The sequence below is a fragment of the Paenibacillus sp. FSL R5-0623 genome (assembly GCF_037974265.1).
Lineage (GTDB): Bacteria > Bacillota > Bacilli > Paenibacillales > Paenibacillaceae > Paenibacillus.
Window position 1 is genome coordinate 1,408,161 of sequence record NZ_CP150233.1, and the last position, 22,464, is coordinate 1,430,624.

Genomic DNA, 22,464 nt, shown 5'->3' on the forward strand with positions numbered 1-22,464 from the left:
TGGGAACACCTTATTTTTTTTCTTTCCAAATAGATACGTGCAAGGAAAAGGATAGTTGTCTAGGAGCCTAACATTGTATACAATGACTACCTGAAGCAAACGTATGATTCGTATTTGATATGTCTTCAATGAGCTTACTGTTTATATAGAAGAAACATGATTAATGAAGGAAGGAGAGGGGGATTTTGCTTGATGAAACACTTGGTATTTACACTACTTCTGGGAAACACCTCTACACCTTTGCTTGCCACGAGAACGAGCAAGAATTATGTATGCTGGAGCTGAATACGCTGCTTGAACCGAGTTCGGAGATCCGTATGGATATGGGGGCGTATGTGTGGTCCGAACGATGTATTCCACCTGGACGCAGTCCTTTTATCCATGGCAGACTGGACGTGTTCGGCGAAGGGGGCAGCGTGACTGATCTGCTTCCTTTTGCCAGAGATATTCATCTGTTGCCAGAAGAGACATTTAAGGTAGTTTGTCTGAAAGAAGGGGATCATACACCTGATTATGCACAGTCTCGCCAACTGGAAAAAGAAGTTGGCATGTGCATTAAAGGCAAGGCACAGATGAAACAACCTAAGGTGACTTTCGGCCTAATCCAAACAGGAGAAAAATGGATCTTGGGCCAGTGGACAGAAGCCGATCGATCATGGCAGATTCATCGGCAGAAGCCGCAAAATTACTCAACTGGATTTGGCATCACACTTGCGAGAGCGCTGGTTAATATTGCTGTTCCGAGAGTAGAAAACCATCGGTTGCTTGATCCATGTTGCGGTATGGGAACGGTTGTCATTGAGGCTTTATCCATGGGAATTGATGCAAAAGGTAACGATCTCAATCCGCTGGCTGTCCGAGGTGCGCGAATCAATCTGCCGCATTATGGATATGATTCAGATCGAATCACACTGGGGGATATGAATGAACTGCAAGATTTGTATGATGCGGCAATTCTGGACATGCCCTATAACCTCTGCTCTGTACTTCCGGATGCTGAGCAACGAGCCATGTTGGAGAGTTTGCGCAGATTGGCAAAACGAGCAGTGATTGTTTCCACAGAGTGGGTAGAAGAGCACTTGTTGGAAGCAGGATGGACTGTAAAAGAGTACCGAACAGTACATAAAGGCACGTTTATACGTCATATTTGGCTGTGTACGTAAGCGTTAAAAACAAAAAAAATCTACCTCTAGGAAAATTTCCAGAGGTAGATTTTTTTGTTGCTTACATATCCATTGAACTAACCGTTTACACTAGAACGTAGAGGAGAGAAATATTTCTTTAGTTCTATTGATATCGTTGATCTGATTTGCACAATATTGCATGGGAACGGGTGTTTGTGTTAATATTTATGACTATAATCCACAAGGTTCACCGGCAGGGTATCGCCAGCAACGTAAGCTTCCAGATTTTTGACGAAAATATCGACTGCTCGATTCGTGTATTGCTCTGTACTTCCTGCGATATGAGGCGTAATTAACACATTATCCATGCCCCATAGCGGGTGGTCTGCAGGAAGTGGTTCTTCTTCGAACACGTCCAGTGCGGCGAAGGCAACTTGGCCGTTTTGGAGTGCATTCAGCAAGGCTTCTGTTTTCACACTGGGGCCGCGGCCCACATTGACAAAGCAGGCACCAGATCGGAACTGCTCAAATGCAGTTTGATCATATATATGTTTGGTTTCATCGGTTAGCGGTAAAATATTAATTACATAATCGCCCTGGCTCAAGGCTTCATGCAGCCCGGTCATGTCGTACATTTGGTCCACATTGGGGACATCCTTACCTGAGCGGCGAACTCCGATCGTGCGCATGCCGAGTGCTTTGAGAATACGGGCTGTTTCCGTACCGATCTCACCTACACCAACGATGACCGCTGTTTTGCCATGTAGTTCCGGCAGTGGTTTGGCAGGAGCTTTCCATTCGGCCTGCTGTTGATGCAGCATAGCTTGTCTCAGCCAGCGACTGTGGGACAACATCATGCCCAGAATAATTTCGGTGATTGGAATCGCGTGAACTCCATTTGCACTGGTGACCTGAACGTTCTTTTGTTGCAGATCAGCGAAGGGGAGATTGTCCACACCAGCAGACCAGACCTGAACCCACTTCAACAGGCTGTCCTGTTTTAATGCATGTTCTGTGACGAGTGGGGACCAGCCGAGAATAATCTCAGCTTCTTTCAACTCAGCGGGGTCCAATTCCTTGGCTTTTCCGAATTTCAGGGTGTATCCCGGTGCAGCATTCTGAATGCGTTGTTGCTGTTCTTCGGATAGAGATGGAAAACATACAATTTTACCCATAATGTGTGGTCCTCCTGAGATAAATAGTTTGATGAGTTTGATAATTAAAGTGTATCAGATTTGATGTTGGATGTGCATTAAGGTGGGAAATGCAGGAATCTAGCCTTATTTGCAAATGGTTATATTTGTGTCACTCTATACTTACCCAACTTGAAACGATATGTATAGTTATGAAATAATAGAGCGAACTTTAGAGAGGTGTATGCAATGAATAACCAATCACACCAGGATCATTCATCCCGACGGGAAAGATTGTTTGTAGCAATTCGTCTTCCTGTTGCTGTTCAGCAGTCTCTTCAGATGGATGCAAGGCTTGTACAGAACAAGCTGGATTTTCGTAAATGGACAGATCATAGAGATTATCATATAACCTTGCAATTTCTGGGGGATACGTTAGTTAGTGACATCGGGCACCTGCGAAAAGCATTGCGCTCAGCAGCAAGCGGATTTCAGCCGTTTGAACTTCAGCTTTCAGACTGGGGCACATTTGGACTTGAAGAAGCACCTAAGGTGCTTTGGAAAGGTGTTAGCGGAGAGATAGAGCACTTGTTTTCATTGCAAAAACAAATCGTGCAGGCGACTTCGCCCCTTGGGTATGAAGCTGAATTAAGACCGTATGCTCCCCATATTACCGTTGCCAGAAAATATCTGGGACAAGTTCCAGGTAATGAGAATAAAGGGGTATCTGGCGTGCTTCCGGAACATTCCACAGGTGCTAATTCATGGATGGTGGAGGACATTGTACTTTATGTGACAAGGCTGGGGCAATCGCCAATGTATGAGGTCGTGGATACGTTCACTTTTTCCTGATAATCATTTTTATGCCATAAAATCACATTGACATAACGTTTATCCCTATGTAATATTAGCCAACGTTATTCAAATTCTTTTTTTTTGGGTTACTTAGTTAAGGGAATTGTTTCGACAGGAGGAATCTTCGAATGAACATTATAAGCAAAAATCGTTGGGTAGCACCGATGTTATCAGTGCTGCTTGTATGTATAGTGGGGGTAAATGTCGTTCAGGCGACGGGGAAGTGGAATGAAGCTAGTGATAGTAAACAGATGACCGAACTTGCGGCTTCTGTGCAAAATAACCAAACATCTACGCAAGAAGAGAGGCGCATGATGGAAGATGGGACAAGTCTGTCTTCTAATCTGTCTGCCCAAACCGTAGCGTGGACTGAATCTCTGCCAGCGAAGAACTGGCTTACGACTGCTCAGGAAGAGCAGGAACTGCAAGAAGCGAAGGCCAAGAACAAAGCTAGAGCGGTAGCTGCGGCCAAAGCCAAAAAAGAAGCTGCACTGAAATTGGCCAAAGTGAAACGTGCCAAAGAAGTTGCTGCTGTAACAACTCCCCCCAAAAAACTATACTTTACACGGACCAAACTTCTGAACCAGGAAGACTCGAAACTTGCAACCTGGTCATACAGTGTGTCCGATAAAGAACTGCATCTGCTGCAAAAAATCGTCATGGCAGAGGCAGAAGGTGAACCGTACGAAGGCAAAGTGGCAGTTGCCAATGTTGTCTTAAACCGGCTGCGGTCAGCCAATTTTCCCGATACCATTTACAAGGTCATCTATCAGAAATCCCAGTTTAGTCCTGTAGCGAACGGACGTATGAAACGTGTGGTTCCCAACGAGGACAGCATCAAAGCAGTGAATGCTGCGTTGAACGGGAAGAAGGAAGTTGCCGATGATACGTATTATTTCTTATCATTGACGCTTGCCGACGATCTGACAGTTGCCCGCTCGCAGAAAAAAGTAAAAACGATCGGTCATCATACTTTTTACAAGTAATCGACCCGTAAATTCTGCAAACAGGCAGGCTAGTTAACTGTGTGTGCATCACACGGCCCTTGAAAAAGCCTGAATCGTAGTTTTATTTCGTTATTTTAAAATATCGTTATACTCTAAATTACCCTTTTTCCTGCCAAATCATACGGTGGAATTAGTGAAAATAAAAGAAGGTTCCCTTCCAAAAATTCGGAAGGGAACCTTCTTTGTATATCGTGAGCAATTGTCTTGTCCTCTATAACACCTCGTGAGAGCTGTTCTAAAGGTCCATAGAGGCGTCAGAATGGTATTCTGGTACCTGACAAGGACGTGGCAGTAATTCCGGCTGTGAAGCGCTCCAAGGAGGTTGTTGTGACTTCGGCTGTCGTCGGAAACAATAAGTCATGAACAGCTTGAGCACAGCACTTCGGATCATAGACCGACTGGTTATCTGAAATATGTGCTGCGTTCAGCGGACTTTCAGTTTGAGTAGACGCCTGCTCAACTAGTTGTCTGAAACGATTGGTGATCACGTCGGCAGAATGAATGACCTGGCCGTATCCGGCTTGTACAAAGTATTCACAGTTCTCTTCCTCTTGACCTGCAATCGGAGGAATGAACAACATCGGTAGACCCTTGGCCAGCGCTTCGGTGCATGTCATGCCACCTGGCTTCGTAATCAGCACATCGGATACATCCATCAGTTTGCTTACTTCCCGTGTATATCCCAGAATACGAATATTCGGATGCTGGAAGCAAGGCATTTCCTTCATTTTTGCGATCATTTTTTCATTGCTTCCTAGACAAAAGACCAATTGAACACGATCTGCCCAGGACGTGAGAGCTTTCATATGGTCCTCATCAAACGAAAGTCCCCATCCACCACCCATAAGCAGCGCCGTAGGCATGTTCTGAAGCCCCATCTCTTCCCGTAGCTTCACCTTATCTCCTGCTTCCCAGAAGTCTGGATGCACAGGGATTCCCGTGATCTGAATGTGGGATGGATCGACACCACGGATCTCAAGCAATGCTTTGACCTGAGGGGTAGAGACCAGATATTTGTTCACTTCTGGATTAATCCATGTTCCGTGCACGTCATAATCCGTTACGACGGTATAGAGCGGAATATTCAGACCCTGGCGTTTAAGCCGGGAGATGACAGCATTCGGAAAAGGATGGGTACAGATCACCGCATCGGGTTTCAGTTGGGATACGACCTGTGCCGTCTGTGTATAGAAAATTCGGTGCAACGCCAGCTTGGTAAAACCATTTAATGATTTATTGTACTGTGTGCGGTACAACAGGCTGACCAGTTTGGGTTGAACCGATAGTGTCTTTCGATATGCAGAGAAAATTAGTGGAGCTACCGTTGGGTTCAAAAATTTGCCTAGTTCAATGACACGACTGTGAACATGTGGACTGACTTTTTTGATGCCATGTGCCAGCGCATGAGCGGCCTGAGTGTGACCGGTACCGAAACCTTCCGATAATAAGAGCACTCTTGGTTTTCGCATGAGTTCACCTTTATTCATAAGTTTAAATTTAAAATGAAGATATTCATCGATTATTCTGCTATAGAAAGCAATTACTACATGAATATACATTGAAGCACAGAATCATGTTTCTTCTATGAATATTTACACCATATATCTTGCGATGAGACAGCCTAACTTCATTTATATGCGTATTGTTTGAATCATCTTACACTATAGACGACGACAGAGGGAGTTTCCACTGCATTTAGGTTAAAAAATATTAACACAATTTTTTCATTGTTAGGGTTGCAATCTTAATTCGAAGGTGGTATTGTATATTTTGACCGAATGACCGAATCGTATTTCTGGTCATTTATGTAGATCGATTGAACCATGAATGTGATTAAAGGAGGGATACGATGGCTCCGATTGACAGGAGACAGCAGGTTATTCATGCAGCAGCCCAGTCGTTTGCCATGTTTGGATACAAAGCAACGACGATGGATCAGGTTGCCAAGATTGCGAACGTTGGCAAAGGAACGATCTATACATTTTTCACGAATAAAGAACAATTGTTTGATCAGATCCTGGTAGAAGTGATTCAGGAAATGAAGAACATCGCGCATCGTGAAGTACATCAGGAAAGTGCATTTTTTGATAATCTGTTTCGGGTACTGGATGAATTGTTAGAGTTCCGTCGTGATCACGATCTGCTGGTTAAGTTATCACAGGAGTTGAAGGACTTTGGAACGCTGCAGGCCAAGGAAGGTCTGGACAAGGTGGAGAAAGTAATCTCCGATTTTCTGGCTAAGGAGCTTGAGAAAGCAAAAGACAATGGAGAGATTCGAGATTGTGATCCGCAAGTCGTCGCATTTATGATGATTCGCCTGTACATTGCACTCACCTCAGACTGGAGCAAACAACATCAACCGCTGAGCAAAGAGGAAATCAAGACTTACTTTCGCCTTTTCTTAATGGAAGGAATTGCTGCTCTAACGTAATCCGAATTTATATCTACTATAATATATGGATTTTCACGCGTATCAAGCAGGGAGGCTTGTCGGAAGACAGGTTGTTTTTTTGTCCTAAAGTGACCGTTTGAGGAAAGTGGTCAGTTCGTGTTTCAGTATGTTTTCTGGAATGCCGCATTGTATTTCATTATGGTTATTCCTGCTCATGGAGCAGAGAGATTAAGGGGAGAAAATGACATGAAATCTTTATCCGTGTTTTTCAAGGATGTGGGATCGGCCGTGAGAAACCCGAAGGTGTTGATCCCTGTTATTGCAATTATGTTTATACCGATCCTGTATAGTGGCATCTATCTGGCGGCCTATTGGGACCCATATGGTCATGTGGATGAGATGCCAGTTGCCGTTGTTAATCTGGACAAAGGTGCTGAGCTGGAGGGCAAATCCCTCCATGTGGGTAGTGATCTGGTGGATGAACTGAAGAAAAATGCCGATTTCAAATGGGATTTTGTCAGTGCGAGTCAAGCCAAAGAAGGCATGAGTAATGACAAATATTATATGCAAATTACGATTCCGGAGAACTTCTCATCCCAAGCAACAACATTGCTCGATGACAAGCCGGAGCCGGCTGATCTGATCTATGAACCGAATGGCAATTACAGCTTTGTCGGTGCACAGATTGGTAAGACGGCTATTAAGGACCTGAAAGCAAAAGTCTCAGCCAAAGTAACGGAATCCTATGCAGAGACATTGCTCGACAAGTTCTCCGAAGTATCGGATGGCTTGGCTGAGGCAGGCGATGGGGCGGGTGAACTGAATACCGGCGCAGGTAAACTGGATGATGGTGCTGTTAAGCTCAAGGATAACCTGGCGAAGCTTGCATCAGGAACACTTGAACTTCAGGAAGGACTTTCTCCATTAAGTGATGGTGTTAACGCGCTGCATACAGGGGCAACCAAGCTTGAAAGTGGAACATCGAATCTTGTATCCGGTCTGCAACAGCTTCAGGCAGCTGCTTCGAGCCAGCTTCAGAGCGGAGCAGATCAGTTGAAGGATGGCAGCGCCAAGTTGGAAACCGGACTTCAGTCTTCACTGGATGGCACAAGTAAGTTGCAGGCTGGCCTGAAATCGTCAGAACAGGGCAGTGCGAAGCTGTCGGATGGTCTGCAAAGTGCCGTTCAGGGCAGCGGTACACTGGCAACAGGCCTGCAATCGGCTGTAGATGGCAGTTCCAAGGTTGCTGATGGTGCACAGGGTGTAGCCGCCGGATTGAAACAGCTTGCTGCATCAAACCCGGAACTGGCCGAAAATGCGGATGTACAGAAACTGCTTGCGGCAAGTGAAGCTGTTGCTGATGGCAGTGCACAACTGCATGAGAGCGAGCAGAAGCTGGCGCAGGGTGCAGATCAGCTGCATCAGGGTAACCAGCAACTGGCTGCGGGTGCAGCCGAGCTTCATGGAGGTCAGGAGCAACTTCTGGCTGGTGCGAACCAGTTAGTGGATGGTCAGCAACAATTGCTGGCTGGTGCCGGGCAGCTTAGTCAAGGAGGAACACAGCTCTCCGATGGCCTGAAGCAGTTCAGCGGCAAGTTGGGTGATGCTGCAAGTGGCGGTACATTGCTTGCAGATGGTGCCAAGCAGCTGGGCTCAGGGACAACAGCTCTGCAAACGGGTGTAGGTAAACTAAGTGGTGGCGTTAATTCACTAACCGATGGTTCGAAGCAATTGGGTGATGGCGCGGGCAAACTGGCTGACGGTCTTACCGAGCTAAAAGATGGCTCAAGTGAACTGGCAACCAAGCTGAATGACGCCGCTCAGAAAACATCCGAAGTTAAGAAAACGGATGATGTAGTGAACATGTTCGCTGAACCGGTGAACTCCTCGGAGAACACAGCAGAGAACGTGAGCAATTATGGTACAGGATTGACACCGTTCTTCCTGTCGATCGGTCTGTTTGTGGGATCGTTGATTTCCACGATTGTATTGAAAATGCGGGAAACGTCCGTACCTGGTGCAACAGGCTGGAATCGTTTTGTCAGCCGGACACTGGTATTTGGGTCCGTGAGCATTTTCCAATCGGTTATTGTGGCAAGTTTCATGTTATATGGTCTTGGACTGGAGACGCACAGCGTAGGGCTGTTCTACCTGTTTACCATTATTACGGGGCTGACCTTCATGTTGATTGTTCAAGCACTTGTAACCTGGCTGGATCTGCCTGGACGTTATGTTGTCATTCTGCTGCTGGTCTTCCAGCTTGCGGCTAGTGCAGGAACCTTCCCGGTAGAACTGATTCCATCATGGCTTCAGGCATTTAGCCCTTGGTTGCCAATGACACACAGCATTATGGGCTTCAAAGCCGTTGTATCGAGTGGTAATCTGGATGTGATGTGGCATCAGGCTGGTATTCTTAGCATCTATGCAGGGGTATCCATTCTGCTGACACTTGCTTACTTCCTCTGGAATGGCAGACGTCCGAAAAAAGAAGTCGAACAGGCTGATTCTGGTCAAGTTGTGACGGCATAAGTCGAACCTGATCTTCAGCAGGGACATATTTTTGAAAAAAAACTTTATTTTCTTGTAGTGAAATTATGCAATATAGTAGTCAAATAGTGCAAATAGCCTGTGACCCCAAAAAGGGGTTGCAGGCTATTTTGTATACAAATGCATAGAGAAGTAAAGTTTCGCTGGCTTAAGCAGTGAAAATTTGGTGGAATTATGGATAAAGGCAGGCTGCACATGGAACGATTTTCTTCTGTCAGCAATTTAATTCAGTTGTACTCTGGCATAAAAAGTGTATAATTATTCGAAAAAGAGATGAATTTAAACGTCACTACTGTAAAGCTGTACTGCAAAACATTTCTTATCAGAGGTATTAAAAAGTTTAAATTGCGCTGATGTTAGGTCGGTGTTAAAATAATAGAACTATATCAAAAAAACGTCGCTCCATTTCAGTAGCCGTGCCAGCGGCTGCGTGTTGATTTATACATGCTGTTTGCCGGATCGTCCAGATCAGCTCATCTCATTTAATGGCTTCTGCCCAATAGCAGGCATTATTTTTGACAGTCTCATGCTGTCACCTCTTCTATCTAGCAGGCTCTATCGCAAGCGAAAGGCCAGCTCCTCCCGTTTCATTGTTGCCTGTTGCCTATGTTCTTGATCTTTCCGAAATACTTCATTATAGAAAGGTTGCGTTCCATGAGACACATCGGATTACCTCCAAAACAGGGTCTGTATGACCCGCAGTTCGAAAAAGACGCATGCGGAATGGGTTTTGTTGCCAACATCAAAGGAGTACCTTCACACGATATCGTTAGTCAGGCACTGACCATGCTCAGTAACATGGAGCACCGTGGAGGACAGGGAAGTGAGCCGAATTCCGGTGACGGAGCAGGTATCCTGATTCAGATTCCACATCGCTTTTTTGCAGAGGAAGCGAAACGCCTTGGTTTTGCATTGCCTGAACAGGGATTCTATGGCGTAGGTATGTTGTTCCTTTCCCAGGACCCTGCCATTCGCAGTGCGCATGAAGAGAGCCTTAAGAAGATTATTGAAGAAGAAGGTCAGACGTTCCTGGGTTTCCGGGATGTTCCTACTTTTGATGAAATGCTTGGCCGTTCTGCGCTTGCAGCGAAACCTTATGTACGTCAGGTGTTCATTGGAAGATCCGCAGATGTGAAGGATGAGCTTGGATTCGAGCGTAAGTTGTATGTTATTCGCAGACGCGCTGAGCTGGCTATTCGTTATTCGGCAGATGAAGCAGAAGGTGGTTCGTTCTACCTTCCGAGCATGTCTTGTCGCAAAATTGTATATAAAGGCATGCTTACAACTGAACAAGTTGGCGGGTTCTATCTGGATCTGCAGGAAGAACTCGTGGAATCGGCCATTGGACTTGTGCATTCCCGTTTCAGTACAAACACCTTCCCAAGCTGGGAACGTGCCCACCCGTATCGCTTCATGATCCACAACGGTGAGATCAACACGATGCGTGGTAACGTGAACTGGATGCATGCTAGACAGTCCTTGTTTGAGAGCGAGTTGTTTGGTAACGACATTGCTAAAGTGAAACCAGTCATCAATCCGGACGGTTCGGATACAGCCATGTTTGATAACACACTGGAGTTCCTGTATCTGAGCGGCCGTTCTCTGCCACACGTGGCGATGATGATGGTTCCTGAACCATGGAGCACAGATGAGGGCATGGACCCTGCCAAAAAAGCATTTTATGAATATCACAGCACAATGATGGAGCCTTGGGATGGACCAGCAGCAATGGCCTTCACAGATGGTTTGCAAATTGGTGCAACACTTGACCGTAACGGTTTGCGTCCAGCTCGTTATTATGTAACCAAAGATGACCGTATTATCCTTTCCTCCGAAGTTGGGGTACTGGATATCGCGCCGGAGGAGATCCTGTACAAGGATCGTCTGCGTCCAGGTCGGATGTTGCTTGTGGATACACAAGAAGGCCGCATCATCGCGGATGAGGAAGTAAAAGCAATCATTGCAGCCGAGAATCCCTACCAGGATTGGCTTGATGAGCATTTGATGGATCTGAGCGAGTTGCCGGAAGCGCCGGAACTTCCTGATCCAAAACATGATAACGTGACCCAGCTTCAGCTGGCATATGGTTATACATTTGAAGAACTGCGTAAAATCCTGGAGCCCATGGCAACAACAGGTATGGAAGCTACGGGTTCGATGGGTTATGATGCACCGCTGGCAGTGCTGTCGGATCGTCCGCAGCGCCTGTACAACTACTTTAAACAGATGTTCGCCCAGGTTACCAATCCACCAATCGATGCAATCCGTGAAGAGATTGTAACGTCTACGGCAACAACCATTGGTCCTGAGCGTAACTTGCTGAACCCGGAACCGGAGAGCTGTCGCCAGATCCGTCTGGATACACCGGTATTATCCAATGAAGACTTTGCGAAGATTCGCCATGTGCGTCGCCCAGGCTTCCGCTCCATGACGATTCCAATCTTCTTCACCGCTGCGGAAGGAGCAGAAGGACTTCGCAAAGCGATGGATTTGCTCTTCGAAGCTGCAGACCGTGTCATCGACAAAGGTCATAACATTCTGATCCTGTCTGACCGTGGTGTGGACGCAGAGAATGCTGCCATTCCTGCATTGCTTGCTGTAGCAGGTCTGCATCACCATCTGATTCGCCAGGGAACCAGAACCAAAGTCAGCATTATGCTCGAATCGGCAGAACCGCGTGATATTCACCACTACGCGTTGCTGCTGGGTTACGGTGTAAGTGCGGTGAACCCTTATCTGGCCTTTGAAACGCTGGATGACATGATTCAGCAAGGGTTGCTGCGTGGCATCTCGCATGAGAAAGCAGTGAAAAACTACATTAAAGCAGCTACCAAAGGCGTTACTAAAGTGTTGTCCAAAATGGGGATTTCTACGATTCAATCGTATCGTGGAGCTCAAATCTTCGAAGCGGTAGGTCTGAAATCAGACTTCGTTGACCGTTACTTTACCTGGACACCTTCCCGTATCGGTGGAATTGGGTTGGAAGAAGTGGCCGCCGAAGCGTTGACACATCATAACCGTGCCTTTACGGAAAAAGACGGTAATGATAAAGTATTGGATTCCGGTGGGGATTATCAATGGCGTAACGACGGAGAAGAGCATCTGTTCAATCCGCAAACCATTCATACCCTGCAACATGCAGTACGCACTGGGGATTACAAGCTGTATAAAAAATATTCCAAACTTGTACAAGGTGAGAATGATCAACTGTTGACCATTCGCTCCATGCTGAAACTGAAACCGGTGGGAGCTTCCATTCCACTCGAGGAAGTTGAATCCGTAGAAGATATCATGCGTCGTTTCAAAACAGGTGCAATGTCCTTTGGTTCGATTAGTAAAGAGGCGCATGAAGATCTTGCCATTGCTATGAACCGTGTTGGAGGTAAATCCAATACCGGTGAAGGTGGAGAAGATCCGGCTCGCTTCATTAAAGATAGCAACGGGGATTCCCGTCGCAGTGCGATTAAACAGGTAGCATCCGGACGTTTTGGTGTTACATCCAACTACTTGGTTAATGCCGATGAGATTCAGATTAAAATGGCTCAGGGAGCTAAACCAGGTGAAGGCGGACAGCTGCCAGGACGTAAAGTGTATCCTTGGGTTGCTGAAGTCCGTGGATCTACACCGGGTGTAGGTCTGATCTCTCCACCACCGCATCACGATATCTACTCGATCGAAGATCTGGCAGAGTTGATCTATGACTTGAAAAATGCCAATCCGCGTGCTGAGATTAACGTGAAGCTTGTATCGGAAGTGGGCGTGGGTACCATTGCAGCTGGTGTAGCCAAAGGCCGTGCCGATATTATCCTCGTCAGCGGTTATGACGGTGGTACAGGTGCATCACCACAAGGTTCGATTCGCCATGCAGGTATGCCGTGGGAACTAGGTCTTGCAGAGACACATCAAACGTTGATGCTGAACAATCTGCGTGACCGTGTTGTCCTCGAAACAGACGGCAAAATGCTTAACGGTCGTGACTTGGCGATTGCAGCCTTGCTTGGAGCAGAAGAGTATGGTTTCTCTACAGCACCGCTTGTTGCACTTGGCTGTATCATGATGCGTGTCTGTCAAATGGATACCTGTCCGGTTGGTGTAGCGACACAGAATCCGGAATTGCGTAAAAATTATATGGGTGATCCGGCTCATGTGGTTAACTTCATGCGATTTGTTGCTGAAGATGTGCGTGAGATCATGGCTGATCTTGGTTTCCGTACGATTCAGGAGATGGTCGGACGTACAGATTGCCTCGAAACGGTAGAAGCCGTAGATCACTGGAAGAAAAAAGGTGTGGATCTGTCTGTATTGCTGCACGTGCCTGAAATGCCGGAAGGCTCTGCACGTTACCGCACACAGCATCAGAATCACCAGTTGGAAGAAACGCTGGATATGCAACAATTGTTGCCACTGGCACAGTCTGCTATTGAATCCGGTCAACCGGTTGAAGCGGTACTTCCAATTACAAACGTTAACCGTGCAGTAGGTACCATTTTGGGTAGTGAGATCACACGCAAATATGGTCTCGCAGGATTGCCTGAAGATACGGTTAAATTCAAATTTATCGGCTCTGCCGGACAAAGCTTTGGGGCCTTTGTACCTAAAGGTATGACCTTGACTGTTGAAGGGGATTCCAATGACTACGTTGGTAAGGGATTGTCCGGAGGTAAACTGATCGTGATGCCTTCCCCGAAAGCAACATTTGAGGCGGAAGATAACATCATTATCGGTAACACGGCTCTCTACGGAGCAACAAGCGGTGAAGCGTACATCCGTGGTATTGCGGGTGAGCGATTTGCTGTACGTAACTCGGGCGCCAAAGTAGTCGTTGAAGGTGTAGGCGACCATGGTTGTGAGTATATGACAGGTGGACGTGTCGTTGTACTGGGCGATACAGGTCGTAACTTTGCAGCAGGGATGTCCGGAGGTATTGCCTATGTGTATGATCCGGAAGGTACATTCCTGAAACGTTGTAATCTGGAAATGGTTCTTTTGGAGCGTATCGAAGATGTGGCCGAAAGTGCAGATCTGCGAGGCATGATTCAACGTCATGTTGCCAATACAGGAAGTGCTGTCGGTCAGCGTGTTCTGGATAACTGGCAAGATGCGCTGAATCAGTTCGTTCGGGTTATTCCGAAGGACTTCAAGCGTATGACAGAACAGATCGAACGGATTCAGGCAACAGGTTTGACTGGAGAAGCAGCGCTGCTTGCAGCGTTTGAAGCGAATATGCGTGAACTTGCACGTGCTGGAGGTTAATAACTTCCTTGTTCCAAGGTGGAAGTGCATGAACAGGTTGTATTAAGAATAATAGGAGCAATATGGTTGCCATTCCGGCATCATATTGCTCCTATTTTGCTTTCGACAAAATTAGAACCCCTTCAAAAAACGTTATCGCCATGAGACGACAACATCGAGGAACATTCTCAAGTATAATAAGGCTAGTTTTGGAGGGCAGGGAAAGTATAAAGATAAGAGAGGTTAGCGGAATGAATATGAAGCATCCAAACAGGGACGATCGTAGGCCGACAGGTAAACAAGTCGAAGCAACCCAGATGGACATCATGAAGGTTTTACTGCAATGCGGAATCGACCCGGAGCGTTGGAACCATTTCGTATCCTCCGTCAACAACAAGCGTCCTTGACACAATAGACAAGCATGGAATGAAAGGGAATTAAGACACAAAAAAAGCCCAGAAGCCAGAGAGGTTATCTCTCGGGAACTGGGTCCTCTTTCGGGTTTAGTCCATGCTGCGTTCCATTCGGACAAACGCAATAAAACGACGTGCCTCTTCTTCTGTTAAGGACTTCCCATCAATCATCAGATCGAAGCGTTCCAACACTTCCTTATCCGACAACTCCAAGGTATCCACGAATTCACGTACGTCCTCATCCATCACGACATCACTTTGCTTTGTACGTCCTATAAGATAATCAATAGACACCTCAAAGATGTCAGCAAGTCTCGTTAACACTTCGAAATCCGGTTTGCGACGGTTCTTCTCGTAGTGGGAGAGAGCAGCTCTGGTAATATGAATGGAGCTCGCAAGTTCTTCTTGAGTAAGTCCCCGCTGTTCCCGTAATTCAGCAATGCGATTTCCGTAGCTCATAAGCTATTTCCCCCTGAACGACATCAAATATATATTGAAACAATCCTGAGCCAAGTGTTTGATCAGGGCAGCTTTCCTGCAAAAGAGTAACTCCGCATGTGTTTCCTTTAACCCATTTCCATTTGTAAATAGGTCTGTCTAAGGACATCTCAAATTGTCGTAAATCAAAAGAACCATGTCCAAATACCGCTTGACATGATACGTATTGTATCGTAAATTGGACGTATGGAGTTACAAAATGTATCATTTGGGATATTTTAAGTATCTCCTGGTTGCCTGGACCATATACCTGTGAGAAGGAAGTAGAGGCAGTCCATGTAGGCTAATCCATTCTAAAGGAATGAAACCATGTATTCAATAATTCAGGAATGGGCTGATATGAAATTAAATGTCCATATGTACATTCAGGAGTTTCATGGGAAAATGGTAGACCGCAAAAGACGCCCTGTTCTGTTACTTGGAATGGACACGCAAGCAATCACCTTCCTGAGCGACCTGAACTTGCCGGTATCATCAGAAATGCTCATAGGTTTGGATGTTGAAGATCAACATGTATGTGTACGACTTCACGCAAGGTTGCAATGGAAACAGCCCTTCGGTGAGCTCACAATGTATCATTCGAACTTGCATATTCAGCACGAACAGAAACTATATATAACTGGACAGTTAAACACAATGCTTACTGAAGTTCAGTTTCCCGCGGTTTCCCGTTTTCAGTATGAAAAGGCAACAGAACAAAAGGCTCTGCAGGAACCCTATCATTACATTGATTTCACCATATAATTCCAAGTCGATTCTTAACATTTTCTGAACAAAACATGTACTTAACGCCATTTTACTATATTTCATAGCGTTATGCATTAGTTCTTTAACACCAAAAGCATTTGCGCAATGAATAAAGGGGCGAGGGGGCTCATACTATTTCAGGAAGTTTGGATATGGTTGAAATGCACTGCCACATATTATCCGGCCTAGATGATGGTCCTGTTCGAATGGAGCAGTCCGTTGCAATGGCTGAGAAGGCGGCAGCCTCAGGAATTACCTCCATTATTGCTACTCCGCATCACCTGAACGGGCAATACAACAATGAACCGATGGTGGTCAATCAGGCCGTGAACCTGCTTCACGCAGAACTTCGCAATCGCAACATTCGCCTGGAGATCCGTCCCGGACAGGAGATCAGGGTGCATGACAACCTGATTGGAGACTTATATGCAGGAAAGTGCTGCACACTCGCCGGAAGTCGTTATATGTTGTTGGAACTTCCCTTTGGTCATATTCCCTCACAGTTCCCCAGGATACTGCATGAATTACGAATAGCGGGAATTACCCCTATTATTGCTCATCCGGAACGCAATCGTGTCATTTTGAAGAAGCCAAAGTTGTTGGCTGATTACTTGAGTCAAGGCGGACTATGTCAGCTCACAGCTCAATCTTTCACTGGGCTTTTCGGACGGAAAGTTCGGCAGTGGTGTTTTCATTTTTGCAAAGAAAACGGGTTTCATTTCATTTCATCAGATGCACATGATACGTGCACAAGGACATTTGCCATAAGTGAAGGAGAGCGGGTCATCGAGCGTCGATTTGGAGCTGAAGCCGTTAAGAGGCTGGCAGAGAATGCGTCGCACATTCTATCGAATTCGTGTCTGGTTACAGAACGCTGGAAACCTCGCAAATGGCTACTGTCCATCTGGTAGTTACATAGGATAGATCACAACGTATAGGAGGAATGAAAGTGGAACTGAAAGGATATTTTCGACTCTTACAAAAGAAACTGTGGTTGATTGTTGCAATTGCTTTGATAGCCGGTGTGGGTGCAGGGGTCAAAAGCATTTTCTTCACACAGCCCATCTATGAGGCAAGTTCCAAATTGATCGTGAACCAGACCTCTAACGTTCAAGGCCAAGCGATGATGGACTTCAGCATGATTCAAACCAATATCAAACTCATTAACTCTTACAGAGAAATTATTAAATCTTCCGCCATTATGGATAAAGTCGCTACCACGTATCCAGACCTGGGCTTAACCTCTGCTCAGCTCATGAATAGCACCTCCGTCTCTACAGCCAGCGAATCCCAAGTGATGAGCATAACTGTACAAGGGACTACCTACGAAAAAGCCGCAAAAACGGTCAATGCCATCTCCAACGTGTTCCAATCTCAAATCCCCCTGATCATGAAAATCGATAATGTGGCTATCCTCAGTGAAGCAAAAGTGGATAGTAACGCATCTCCAATCAATATGAAAACCACATTAAGCATCATTGTCAGTCTGTTCGCAGGTCTTGTGCTCGCGATTGCACTCGTATTCCTGATGGATTATCTGGATGACACATTCAAATCCGAAACTGAACTTGAAAAAGAGCTGGGCCTGCCTGTGCTTACAGTGATATCCAAAATGAAAAAAGATGATCTAAAAAATACGAAAAATTACGTATCTCAACAGAAAGTGGGGGATGGCAAATATGTCGCGGCTAACCAATGAAAATAACAGTCTGGTGACCTATTTCAACTCCAAATCTCAAATCTCGGAGGGATACCGTAAATTACGGACGAACATCCAGTTCTCCTCAATCGACAGTCATATCAAAAAAATCATGGTAGCTTCCGCTGAATCCGGCGAAGGCAAGACCACAACCATTAGCAACCTGGCGGTAACCTATGCCCAGGAAGGCAAAAAAGTTCTGCTGATCGATGCGGATCTGCGTAATCCTTCCTTGCACCAGGTGTTTTCCGTACCGAATCATATCGGTCTGAGTAGTGTGCTGTCTAATCAGTACAGTGTGGAAGAAGTGCTTAGAGAGAGCTACATCGACAATCTCCAATTATTCACTTCTGGCCCAATTCCGCCGAATCCTTCCGAGATGATCGGTTCCAACCGGATGAAAAGGCTGATTGAGAAGTTAGAGGATCAATATGATGTCATCATGTTTGATACACCGCCGGTGCTCGCGGTAACGGATGCACTCATTGTGAGTTCGCTGTGTGATGGTGTGCTGCTGGTCGTGAACTCGGGCAAGGTCAAGAAGGAACTGGTGAAGAAGACCAAGGCTGCTCTGGAGCATGTGAATGCACGAATCCTGGGCGCAATTCTGAACAATATCAAAAACGTTGCAGTTCCGGTGGGCTACGGAGAGAAGTAACCTCCATTCAATGCTCCCAAGTAAACAGGTAATGTCTACTGCACCTTTATCACTGTAGGCACTCGGTCATGCTGTGGGTTCAATGAACCTTAGACGTTAATCGTCGAAGGTATGACGTGAGGACGGGTTAGATGCCCTGGTTCAACTTTTATCAAACTAAAAAAAGAGGATAGGGTGGTATTTATGAAAAAAGTGAGAAAAGCAATCATTCCTGCAGCTGGACTAGGTACACGATTTTTGCCAGCCACAAAAGCGATGCCCAAAGAAATGCTCCCTATTGTGGACAAACCAACCATACAGTATATCGTTGAGGAAGCCATTGCCTCTGGAATCGAAGACATCATCATCGTAACCGGTAAAGGGAAGCGGGCAATTGAAGATCATTTCGACAACGCTTTTGAATTGGAACATAACTTGCTGGAAAAAGGGAAGCTGGGCCTGCTTGAAGAGGTTCGCAAATCCTCTAACGTGGATATCCACTACATAAGACAAAAAGAGGCCAAAGGACTTGGTCATGCTGTCTGGTGTGCACGTAACTTTATCGGTGACGAACCTTTTGCCGTGTTGCTCGGAGATGACATCGTCGTATCGGAAGTTCCATGCACCAAACAATTGATTGATCAATATGATCAGGTTCAACATTCCATTGTTGGCGTACAAACCGTACTTGCTGAACAAACAGACAGATACGGCATTGTAGACCCGCTTCAATCGGATGGCCGTTTGACAGAGGTTCTCAGGTTCGTAGAGAAACCTGCCCAAGGCACAGCGCCTTCCAACCTGGCGATTATGGGGAGATACGTACTGAGTCCAGAGATTTTCGAACATCTGGAGCAACAAGAGATTGGTCAAGGGGGAGAGATTCAATTAACAGATGCGATTCAGCGCTTAAATGAGACACAAGGAGTGTATGCTTACGATTTCGAGGGAGTACGTTATGACGTGGGCGAGAAACTGGGATTCATTTTGACAACCATCGACTTCGCTCTGCAAAAGCAGGAACTTAGAATTCCAATGCTGCAAGCTCTGCAACAGATTCTGGAAAAAGAGTCGGTAGAACATGTAGCCGGGGGGGAGTTTGAATGAGTCCATCTCCCCAATCGAAGGAAGCGGAGATTGTTATGGACCCAAGTCTGGGGTACAATGCATCAACGATGTCAGGACAAAATGCGGATAAAGTGTATCTATTTATGAAAAGAATGCTCGATTTGCTGGGTTCTTTCATAGGTTTGATCATTTTGTGCCCCTTGTTTGCGGTCATCGGATTACTGATCAAAATCGAGGCCCCGCAGGGGTCTGTTTTTTTTCGTCAGGTACGGGTCGGACAGAATGGAAAAGAGTTCCACATGTACAAATTCAGGTCCATGGTTGCGAATGCAGAAGATCTGCTGGAACAGCTGATTGATCAGAATGAAGTGAACGGGAATATGTTCAAAATGAAAAATGATCCCCGCATTACCCGGATTGGCAAGTTCATTCGGAAAACCAGTCTGGATGAGTTGCCACAGTTGTGGAACGTGTTCAGAGGAGAGATGAGTCTCGTTGGACCCAGACCGGCTCTGCCCAGAGAAGTGAAGAACTACACTTCCTATGACAGACAACGTCTTCAGATGATCCCGGGATGTACGGGATTATGGCAAGTCAGCGGTCGAAATAGTGTTGGTTTTGAAGAAATGGTGGAGCTGGATCTGACGTATGCCCGTGAGCGCAGCATGATGGTGGATATCAAAATTATCTTCAGAACGTTCAAGGTGCTGGTAGGTTCGAAGGATGCGTTTTGAAACACGATTCTGGCTTTGAGGTGGCATAGTAGATATGCAAAAGACCGGTATACTTGCTGCATTGAATATGAAGTCGTTTAATATCATTCTTTTTTCGCTGGTAATTGTCTTCGCAGCAATCTATCTTCCACTAGTCTCGGTTGTTGCTCTTATAGCTGTGATTCTGCTGGGCGTTTATATTAAACAGCCCAGCTGGATTTTTATGATTCTCATCGTCAGTTTTTCATTGTCCATTGATAAAATATTTAGCATTCATCTGGCAGGACTGGATTCGCTGTCCTTCTACAAGCTGGCGATTCTGGGTTTTGTCGTCTCTCTTTTTTTACGCTTTGGTATTCGCAAAGAGTTGATATATCCTGCACTGGCGATTGGTTTTTTATTTGTGGAGAGTTATTTTCTATCGGATCTGCCCAATAAGGTTAGTCCGCTCGATCCATTCAAGGCTTTTCTGGGAGTCATTGTTCCTTTTTTGTTGCTGATGCCCCACTTCTCAAGAGAGATCAGTCAACGAATTATACGTGTACTCGCATGGTTGCCGCTGTTCAGTCTTGCTGGTGGTTATATTCTGCAACTCGCCGGCATATTGTCCATTACTAACCTGGAGATGTCGGGAGTAACCCGGTTACAGGGTGCCAACATCGCCGCGCATCTGGCCATGTTGTGTTTTATCTCCATCTGCGTCTGTCTGATTCAGATCAAGCAAGGCCATCAGGTTGTTCTGTATTACATGCTTACCTTGACACATCTGGTCATTCTGGTCCAGACGGGAACAAGGGGGCCGCTTATTGCGCTTATTCCGATTATTCTGGTCTACCTTTTTGATCAACTAAAAGCCTTCATCAAAGGCAGAGTCAGTGCGATTATTCCTCTCATTCTATTTGTTGTCGCTGTGGCCTATATGGTGATTGCGCAGTGGGACAATTATGAGATGAGGTCAGAGAGCAAAGGGCTTTCGGGAAGGGATGTAGCCTGGAATTATTTTATTGGCAAAGCAAATGAGTATCCGATATTTGGACGTGGACTCGGCTCAACACTTGTAGCGAATGATGGAAGTATTTTTTCTGGATTCGTTGTTCCGCATAATGAATACATTCGTTTTTATTACGATGGCGGTTTAGTTGGAGCCATCCTGTTGTTTTTATCGCTGCTGCTGGTGTTTCGGGCTGTGTACTTCCGATTGGGCGGCATGATCCGGTTGTATTTTGCCGGTATGATTATCGGTTTTCTGACCTATTCCTTTTTTGACAATACCCTGTCCACGGTTCATCTGATTGCTCCATTCTGTATCTTCCTGAACGCGTTATATGCTACGGGAAATGGAGTTCATTCCAAGTTAGGGGCTGAAGCAGAAGTGGATATACAGATACAGCGAGCCAAGGACGTATCCTTTTCAAAGGAGATTAGAACATGAAGGTCTGTTTGATCAGTTCTACAGGCGGTCATTTTGATGAATTAACCAAAATTATTCCTGCGGTTGAAGAACATGATTATTTCCTGATTACCGAGAAAAATAAAAGCAGAAAAGTAGATTCGGCACAGGGCAAAGTATACTTCTTAATGCAGCAAGAGCGGAAGAATGCGATGTTCTTGCTAATCTTTGTGGCTAATATTATCAAGTCGTTCTTTCTATATCTGCGTGAGCGTCCAAAGGTGATCATTACAACAGGGGCAGGAGCTACCTATCCTTTTTGCCTTATCGGTAAAATCTTTGGTGCCAAGCTGATTTATATCGAAAGTTATGCCAAAATCTATTCCTCCAGCGCAACCGGGAGATTGATGTACAAAATCTCGGATGAGTTCTTCATCCAATGGGAAACGTTGCAGGATAGCTATCCCAATGCAAAATACAGGGGGGCTTTATTTTGATATTTGCTATCGTTGGAACCCAGCGTTTTCCCTTCAATCGGATGTTTGAGCTTATTGATGAGGCGATTGAGGCAGGAATTATTGAAGAAGAGGTTATTGCCCAATCCGGATATACCGAGGTTCAGCCCCGAAATTTCACTGTGATTCCTTTCCTTACCCAGGAAGAGATGAATGAATATGTGGAGCGCAGCAGATGCATTATTTCTCATGCGGGTGTGGGTTCCATCACAAATTGTCTTGAACGTGGCAAGCCGGTTATTGTCATTCCACGCCGGAAAGAATGGGGCGAGCATGTGGATGACCATCAGCTTGAAATCTCCAAGGTTTTTCAGGATAACGGCTATGTGGCCGTCGCGGAGAGTCAGGCTGAATTGCAAAAACTGGTTCCGTGCATAGAGGAGCTGACGTTCCAGCCTTATGTGAGAAAACAGTCTGATCTGATCTCATCCATTAAAAATTATGTGAACAGTCTGTAAGAGGTATGAAGATTAACCATGAAAAAAGGAGTCTAT

General features: G+C 45.8%; 19 protein-coding genes. 16 read left to right on the top strand and 3 right to left on the bottom strand.

Annotated features, from left to right (window positions below; all coding sequences use genetic code 11):
- The first annotated feature begins 185 nt into the window (after positions 1-185).
- Positions 186-1,163, top strand: coding sequence for an RNA methyltransferase (locus MKY92_RS06300; RefSeq protein ID WP_339299743.1), 978 nt, complete (start codon positions 186-188; stop codon positions 1,161-1,163).
- Between the two features lie 179 nt (positions 1,164-1,342).
- On the opposite strand, the gene MKY92_RS06305 is transcribed toward MKY92_RS06300, so the two are convergent.
- The gene (locus tag MKY92_RS06305) at positions 1,343-2,299 is read right to left on the bottom strand and encodes a D-2-hydroxyacid dehydrogenase (protein WP_339299744.1); all 957 of its coding nucleotides are present in this window, start codon (positions 2,297-2,299) and stop codon (positions 1,343-1,345) included.
- Positions 2,300-2,506: 207 nt separating this feature from the next.
- Here MKY92_RS06305 and thpR point away from each other — a divergent pair, with 207 nt between their 5' ends.
- Entirely contained in the window at positions 2,507-3,109 is a 603-nt protein-coding gene (gene thpR / locus MKY92_RS06310) for an RNA 2',3'-cyclic phosphodiesterase (RefSeq protein ID WP_339299745.1), read from the top strand.
- Positions 3,110-3,240: 131 nt separating this feature from the next.
- Positions 3,241-4,098 (top strand): cell wall hydrolase, encoded by an 858-nt coding sequence (locus tag MKY92_RS06315; protein WP_339299746.1) that lies wholly within the window; start codon positions 3,241-3,243, stop codon positions 4,096-4,098.
- Positions 4,099-4,373: 275 nt separating this feature from the next.
- Here MKY92_RS06315 and MKY92_RS06320 read toward each other — a convergent pair whose 3' ends face one another.
- The gene (locus MKY92_RS06320) at positions 4,374-5,588 is read right to left on the bottom strand and encodes a glycosyltransferase (RefSeq protein ID WP_339299747.1); all 1,215 of its coding nucleotides are present in this window, start codon (positions 5,586-5,588) and stop codon (positions 4,374-4,376) included.
- Positions 5,589-5,968: 380 nt separating this feature from the next.
- Here MKY92_RS06320 and MKY92_RS06325 point away from each other — a divergent pair, with 380 nt between their 5' ends.
- The 4 genes from MKY92_RS06325 (at position 5,969) to MKY92_RS06340 (ending at position 14,697) form a co-directional block, all read left to right on the top strand.
- Complete coding sequence (locus tag MKY92_RS06325; RefSeq protein ID WP_339299748.1) at positions 5,969-6,550, top strand: TetR/AcrR family transcriptional regulator; 582 nt, start codon at positions 5,969-5,971, stop codon at positions 6,548-6,550.
- 207 nt (positions 6,551-6,757) lie between these two features.
- Entirely contained in the window at positions 6,758-9,040 is a 2,283-nt protein-coding gene (locus MKY92_RS06330; RefSeq protein ID WP_339299749.1) for a YhgE/Pip domain-containing protein, read from the top strand.
- A 672-nt stretch (positions 9,041-9,712) separates the two neighbouring features.
- On the top strand, positions 9,713-14,311 hold the full coding sequence (gene gltB / locus MKY92_RS06335; protein ID WP_339299750.1) for a glutamate synthase large subunit: 4,599 nt from the start codon (positions 9,713-9,715) through the stop codon (positions 14,309-14,311).
- A gap of 230 nt (positions 14,312-14,541) precedes the next feature.
- On the top strand, positions 14,542-14,697 hold the full coding sequence (locus MKY92_RS06340; protein ID WP_017690128.1) for a hypothetical protein: 156 nt from the start codon (positions 14,542-14,544) through the stop codon (positions 14,695-14,697).
- Positions 14,698-14,793: 96 nt separating this feature from the next.
- On the opposite strand, the gene MKY92_RS06345 is transcribed toward MKY92_RS06340, so the two are convergent.
- A complete protein-coding gene (locus MKY92_RS06345; protein WP_017690127.1) occupies positions 14,794-15,162 on the bottom strand; it encodes a helix-turn-helix transcriptional regulator in 369 nt (122 codons plus the stop codon).
- Between the two features lie 378 nt (positions 15,163-15,540).
- On the opposite strand from MKY92_RS06345, the gene MKY92_RS06350 reads away from it, so the two are divergent.
- The 9 genes from MKY92_RS06350 (at position 15,541) to pssE (ending at position 22,428) form a co-directional block, all read left to right on the top strand.
- A complete protein-coding gene (locus MKY92_RS06350) occupies positions 15,541-15,945 on the top strand; it encodes a hypothetical protein (RefSeq protein ID WP_127551237.1) in 405 nt (134 codons plus the stop codon).
- Between the two features lie 155 nt (positions 15,946-16,100).
- Positions 16,101-16,859 carry a CpsB/CapC family capsule biosynthesis tyrosine phosphatase gene (locus tag MKY92_RS06355; RefSeq protein WP_076209605.1) on the top strand — a complete coding sequence of 253 codons (759 nt, stop codon included), beginning with the start codon at positions 16,101-16,103 and terminating at the stop codon, positions 16,857-16,859.
- A 32-nt stretch (positions 16,860-16,891) separates the two neighbouring features.
- Complete coding sequence (locus MKY92_RS06360; RefSeq protein WP_235193748.1) at positions 16,892-17,647, top strand: Wzz/FepE/Etk N-terminal domain-containing protein; 756 nt, start codon at positions 16,892-16,894, stop codon at positions 17,645-17,647.
- Positions 17,628-18,305 carry a CpsD/CapB family tyrosine-protein kinase gene (locus tag MKY92_RS06365; protein ID WP_076209606.1) on the top strand — a complete coding sequence of 226 codons (678 nt, stop codon included), beginning with the start codon at positions 17,628-17,630 and terminating at the stop codon, positions 18,303-18,305. The genes MKY92_RS06360 and MKY92_RS06365 overlap by 20 nt, the downstream gene beginning before the upstream one ends.
- A gap of 183 nt (positions 18,306-18,488) precedes the next feature.
- Positions 18,489-19,391, top strand: a complete 903-nt coding sequence (galU, locus tag MKY92_RS06370; protein ID WP_036611572.1) for a UTP--glucose-1-phosphate uridylyltransferase GalU — start codon at positions 18,489-18,491, stop codon at positions 19,389-19,391.
- 35 nt (positions 19,392-19,426) lie between these two features.
- Entirely contained in the window at positions 19,427-20,086 is a 660-nt protein-coding gene (locus MKY92_RS06375) for a sugar transferase (protein WP_047844154.1), read from the top strand.
- Positions 20,087-20,120: 34 nt separating this feature from the next.
- Positions 20,121-21,497, top strand: coding sequence for an O-antigen ligase family protein (locus tag MKY92_RS06380; protein ID WP_076209607.1), 1,377 nt, complete (start codon positions 20,121-20,123; stop codon positions 21,495-21,497).
- Positions 21,494-21,952, top strand: coding sequence for a PssD/Cps14F family polysaccharide biosynthesis glycosyltransferase (pssD, locus tag MKY92_RS06385; protein WP_036611329.1), 459 nt, complete (start codon positions 21,494-21,496; stop codon positions 21,950-21,952). Before MKY92_RS06380 ends, pssD begins: the two co-directional genes overlap by 4 nt.
- Complete coding sequence (gene pssE / locus MKY92_RS06390) at positions 21,949-22,428, top strand: PssE/Cps14G family polysaccharide biosynthesis glycosyltransferase (protein WP_339299752.1); 480 nt, start codon at positions 21,949-21,951, stop codon at positions 22,426-22,428. Before pssD ends, pssE begins: the two co-directional genes overlap by 4 nt.
- The last annotated feature ends 36 nt before the right edge of the window (positions 22,429-22,464 follow it).

What these genes read in the sequence shown, in the direction of transcription:
- MKY92_RS06305 (WP_339299744.1), bottom strand. Translation starts at nt 2,299, where the DNA reads ATGGGTAAAATTGTATGTTTTCCATCTCTATCCGAAGAACAGCAACAA.
- thpR (WP_339299745.1), top strand. Translation starts at nt 2,507, where the DNA reads ATGAATAACCAATCACACCAGGATCATTCATCCCGACGGGAAAGATTG.
- MKY92_RS06315 (WP_339299746.1), top strand. Translation starts at nt 3,241, where the DNA reads ATGAACATTATAAGCAAAAATCGTTGGGTAGCACCGATGTTATCAGTG.
- MKY92_RS06320 (WP_339299747.1), bottom strand. Translation starts at nt 5,588, where the DNA reads ATGCGAAAACCAAGAGTGCTCTTATTATCGGAAGGTTTCGGTACCGGT.
- MKY92_RS06325 (WP_339299748.1), top strand. Translation starts at nt 5,969, where the DNA reads ATGGCTCCGATTGACAGGAGACAGCAGGTTATTCATGCAGCAGCCCAG.
- MKY92_RS06330 (WP_339299749.1), top strand. Translation starts at nt 6,758, where the DNA reads ATGAAATCTTTATCCGTGTTTTTCAAGGATGTGGGATCGGCCGTGAGA.
- gltB (WP_339299750.1), top strand. Translation starts at nt 9,713, where the DNA reads ATGAGACACATCGGATTACCTCCAAAACAGGGTCTGTATGACCCGCAG.
- MKY92_RS06340 (WP_017690128.1), top strand. Translation starts at nt 14,542, where the DNA reads ATGAATATGAAGCATCCAAACAGGGACGATCGTAGGCCGACAGGTAAA.
- MKY92_RS06345 (WP_017690127.1), bottom strand. Translation starts at nt 15,162, where the DNA reads ATGAGCTACGGAAATCGCATTGCTGAATTACGGGAACAGCGGGGACTT.
- MKY92_RS06350 (WP_127551237.1), top strand. Translation starts at nt 15,541, where the DNA reads ATGAAATTAAATGTCCATATGTACATTCAGGAGTTTCATGGGAAAATG.
- MKY92_RS06355 (WP_076209605.1), top strand. Translation starts at nt 16,101, where the DNA reads ATGGTTGAAATGCACTGCCACATATTATCCGGCCTAGATGATGGTCCT.
- MKY92_RS06360 (WP_235193748.1), top strand. Translation starts at nt 16,892, where the DNA reads ATGAAAGTGGAACTGAAAGGATATTTTCGACTCTTACAAAAGAAACTG.
- MKY92_RS06365 (WP_076209606.1), top strand. Translation starts at nt 17,628, where the DNA reads ATGTCGCGGCTAACCAATGAAAATAACAGTCTGGTGACCTATTTCAAC.
- galU (WP_036611572.1), top strand. Translation starts at nt 18,489, where the DNA reads ATGAAAAAAGTGAGAAAAGCAATCATTCCTGCAGCTGGACTAGGTACA.
- MKY92_RS06375 (WP_047844154.1), top strand. Translation starts at nt 19,427, where the DNA reads ATGGACCCAAGTCTGGGGTACAATGCATCAACGATGTCAGGACAAAAT.
- MKY92_RS06380 (WP_076209607.1), top strand. Translation starts at nt 20,121, where the DNA reads ATGCAAAAGACCGGTATACTTGCTGCATTGAATATGAAGTCGTTTAAT.
- pssD (WP_036611329.1), top strand. Translation starts at nt 21,494, where the DNA reads ATGAAGGTCTGTTTGATCAGTTCTACAGGCGGTCATTTTGATGAATTA.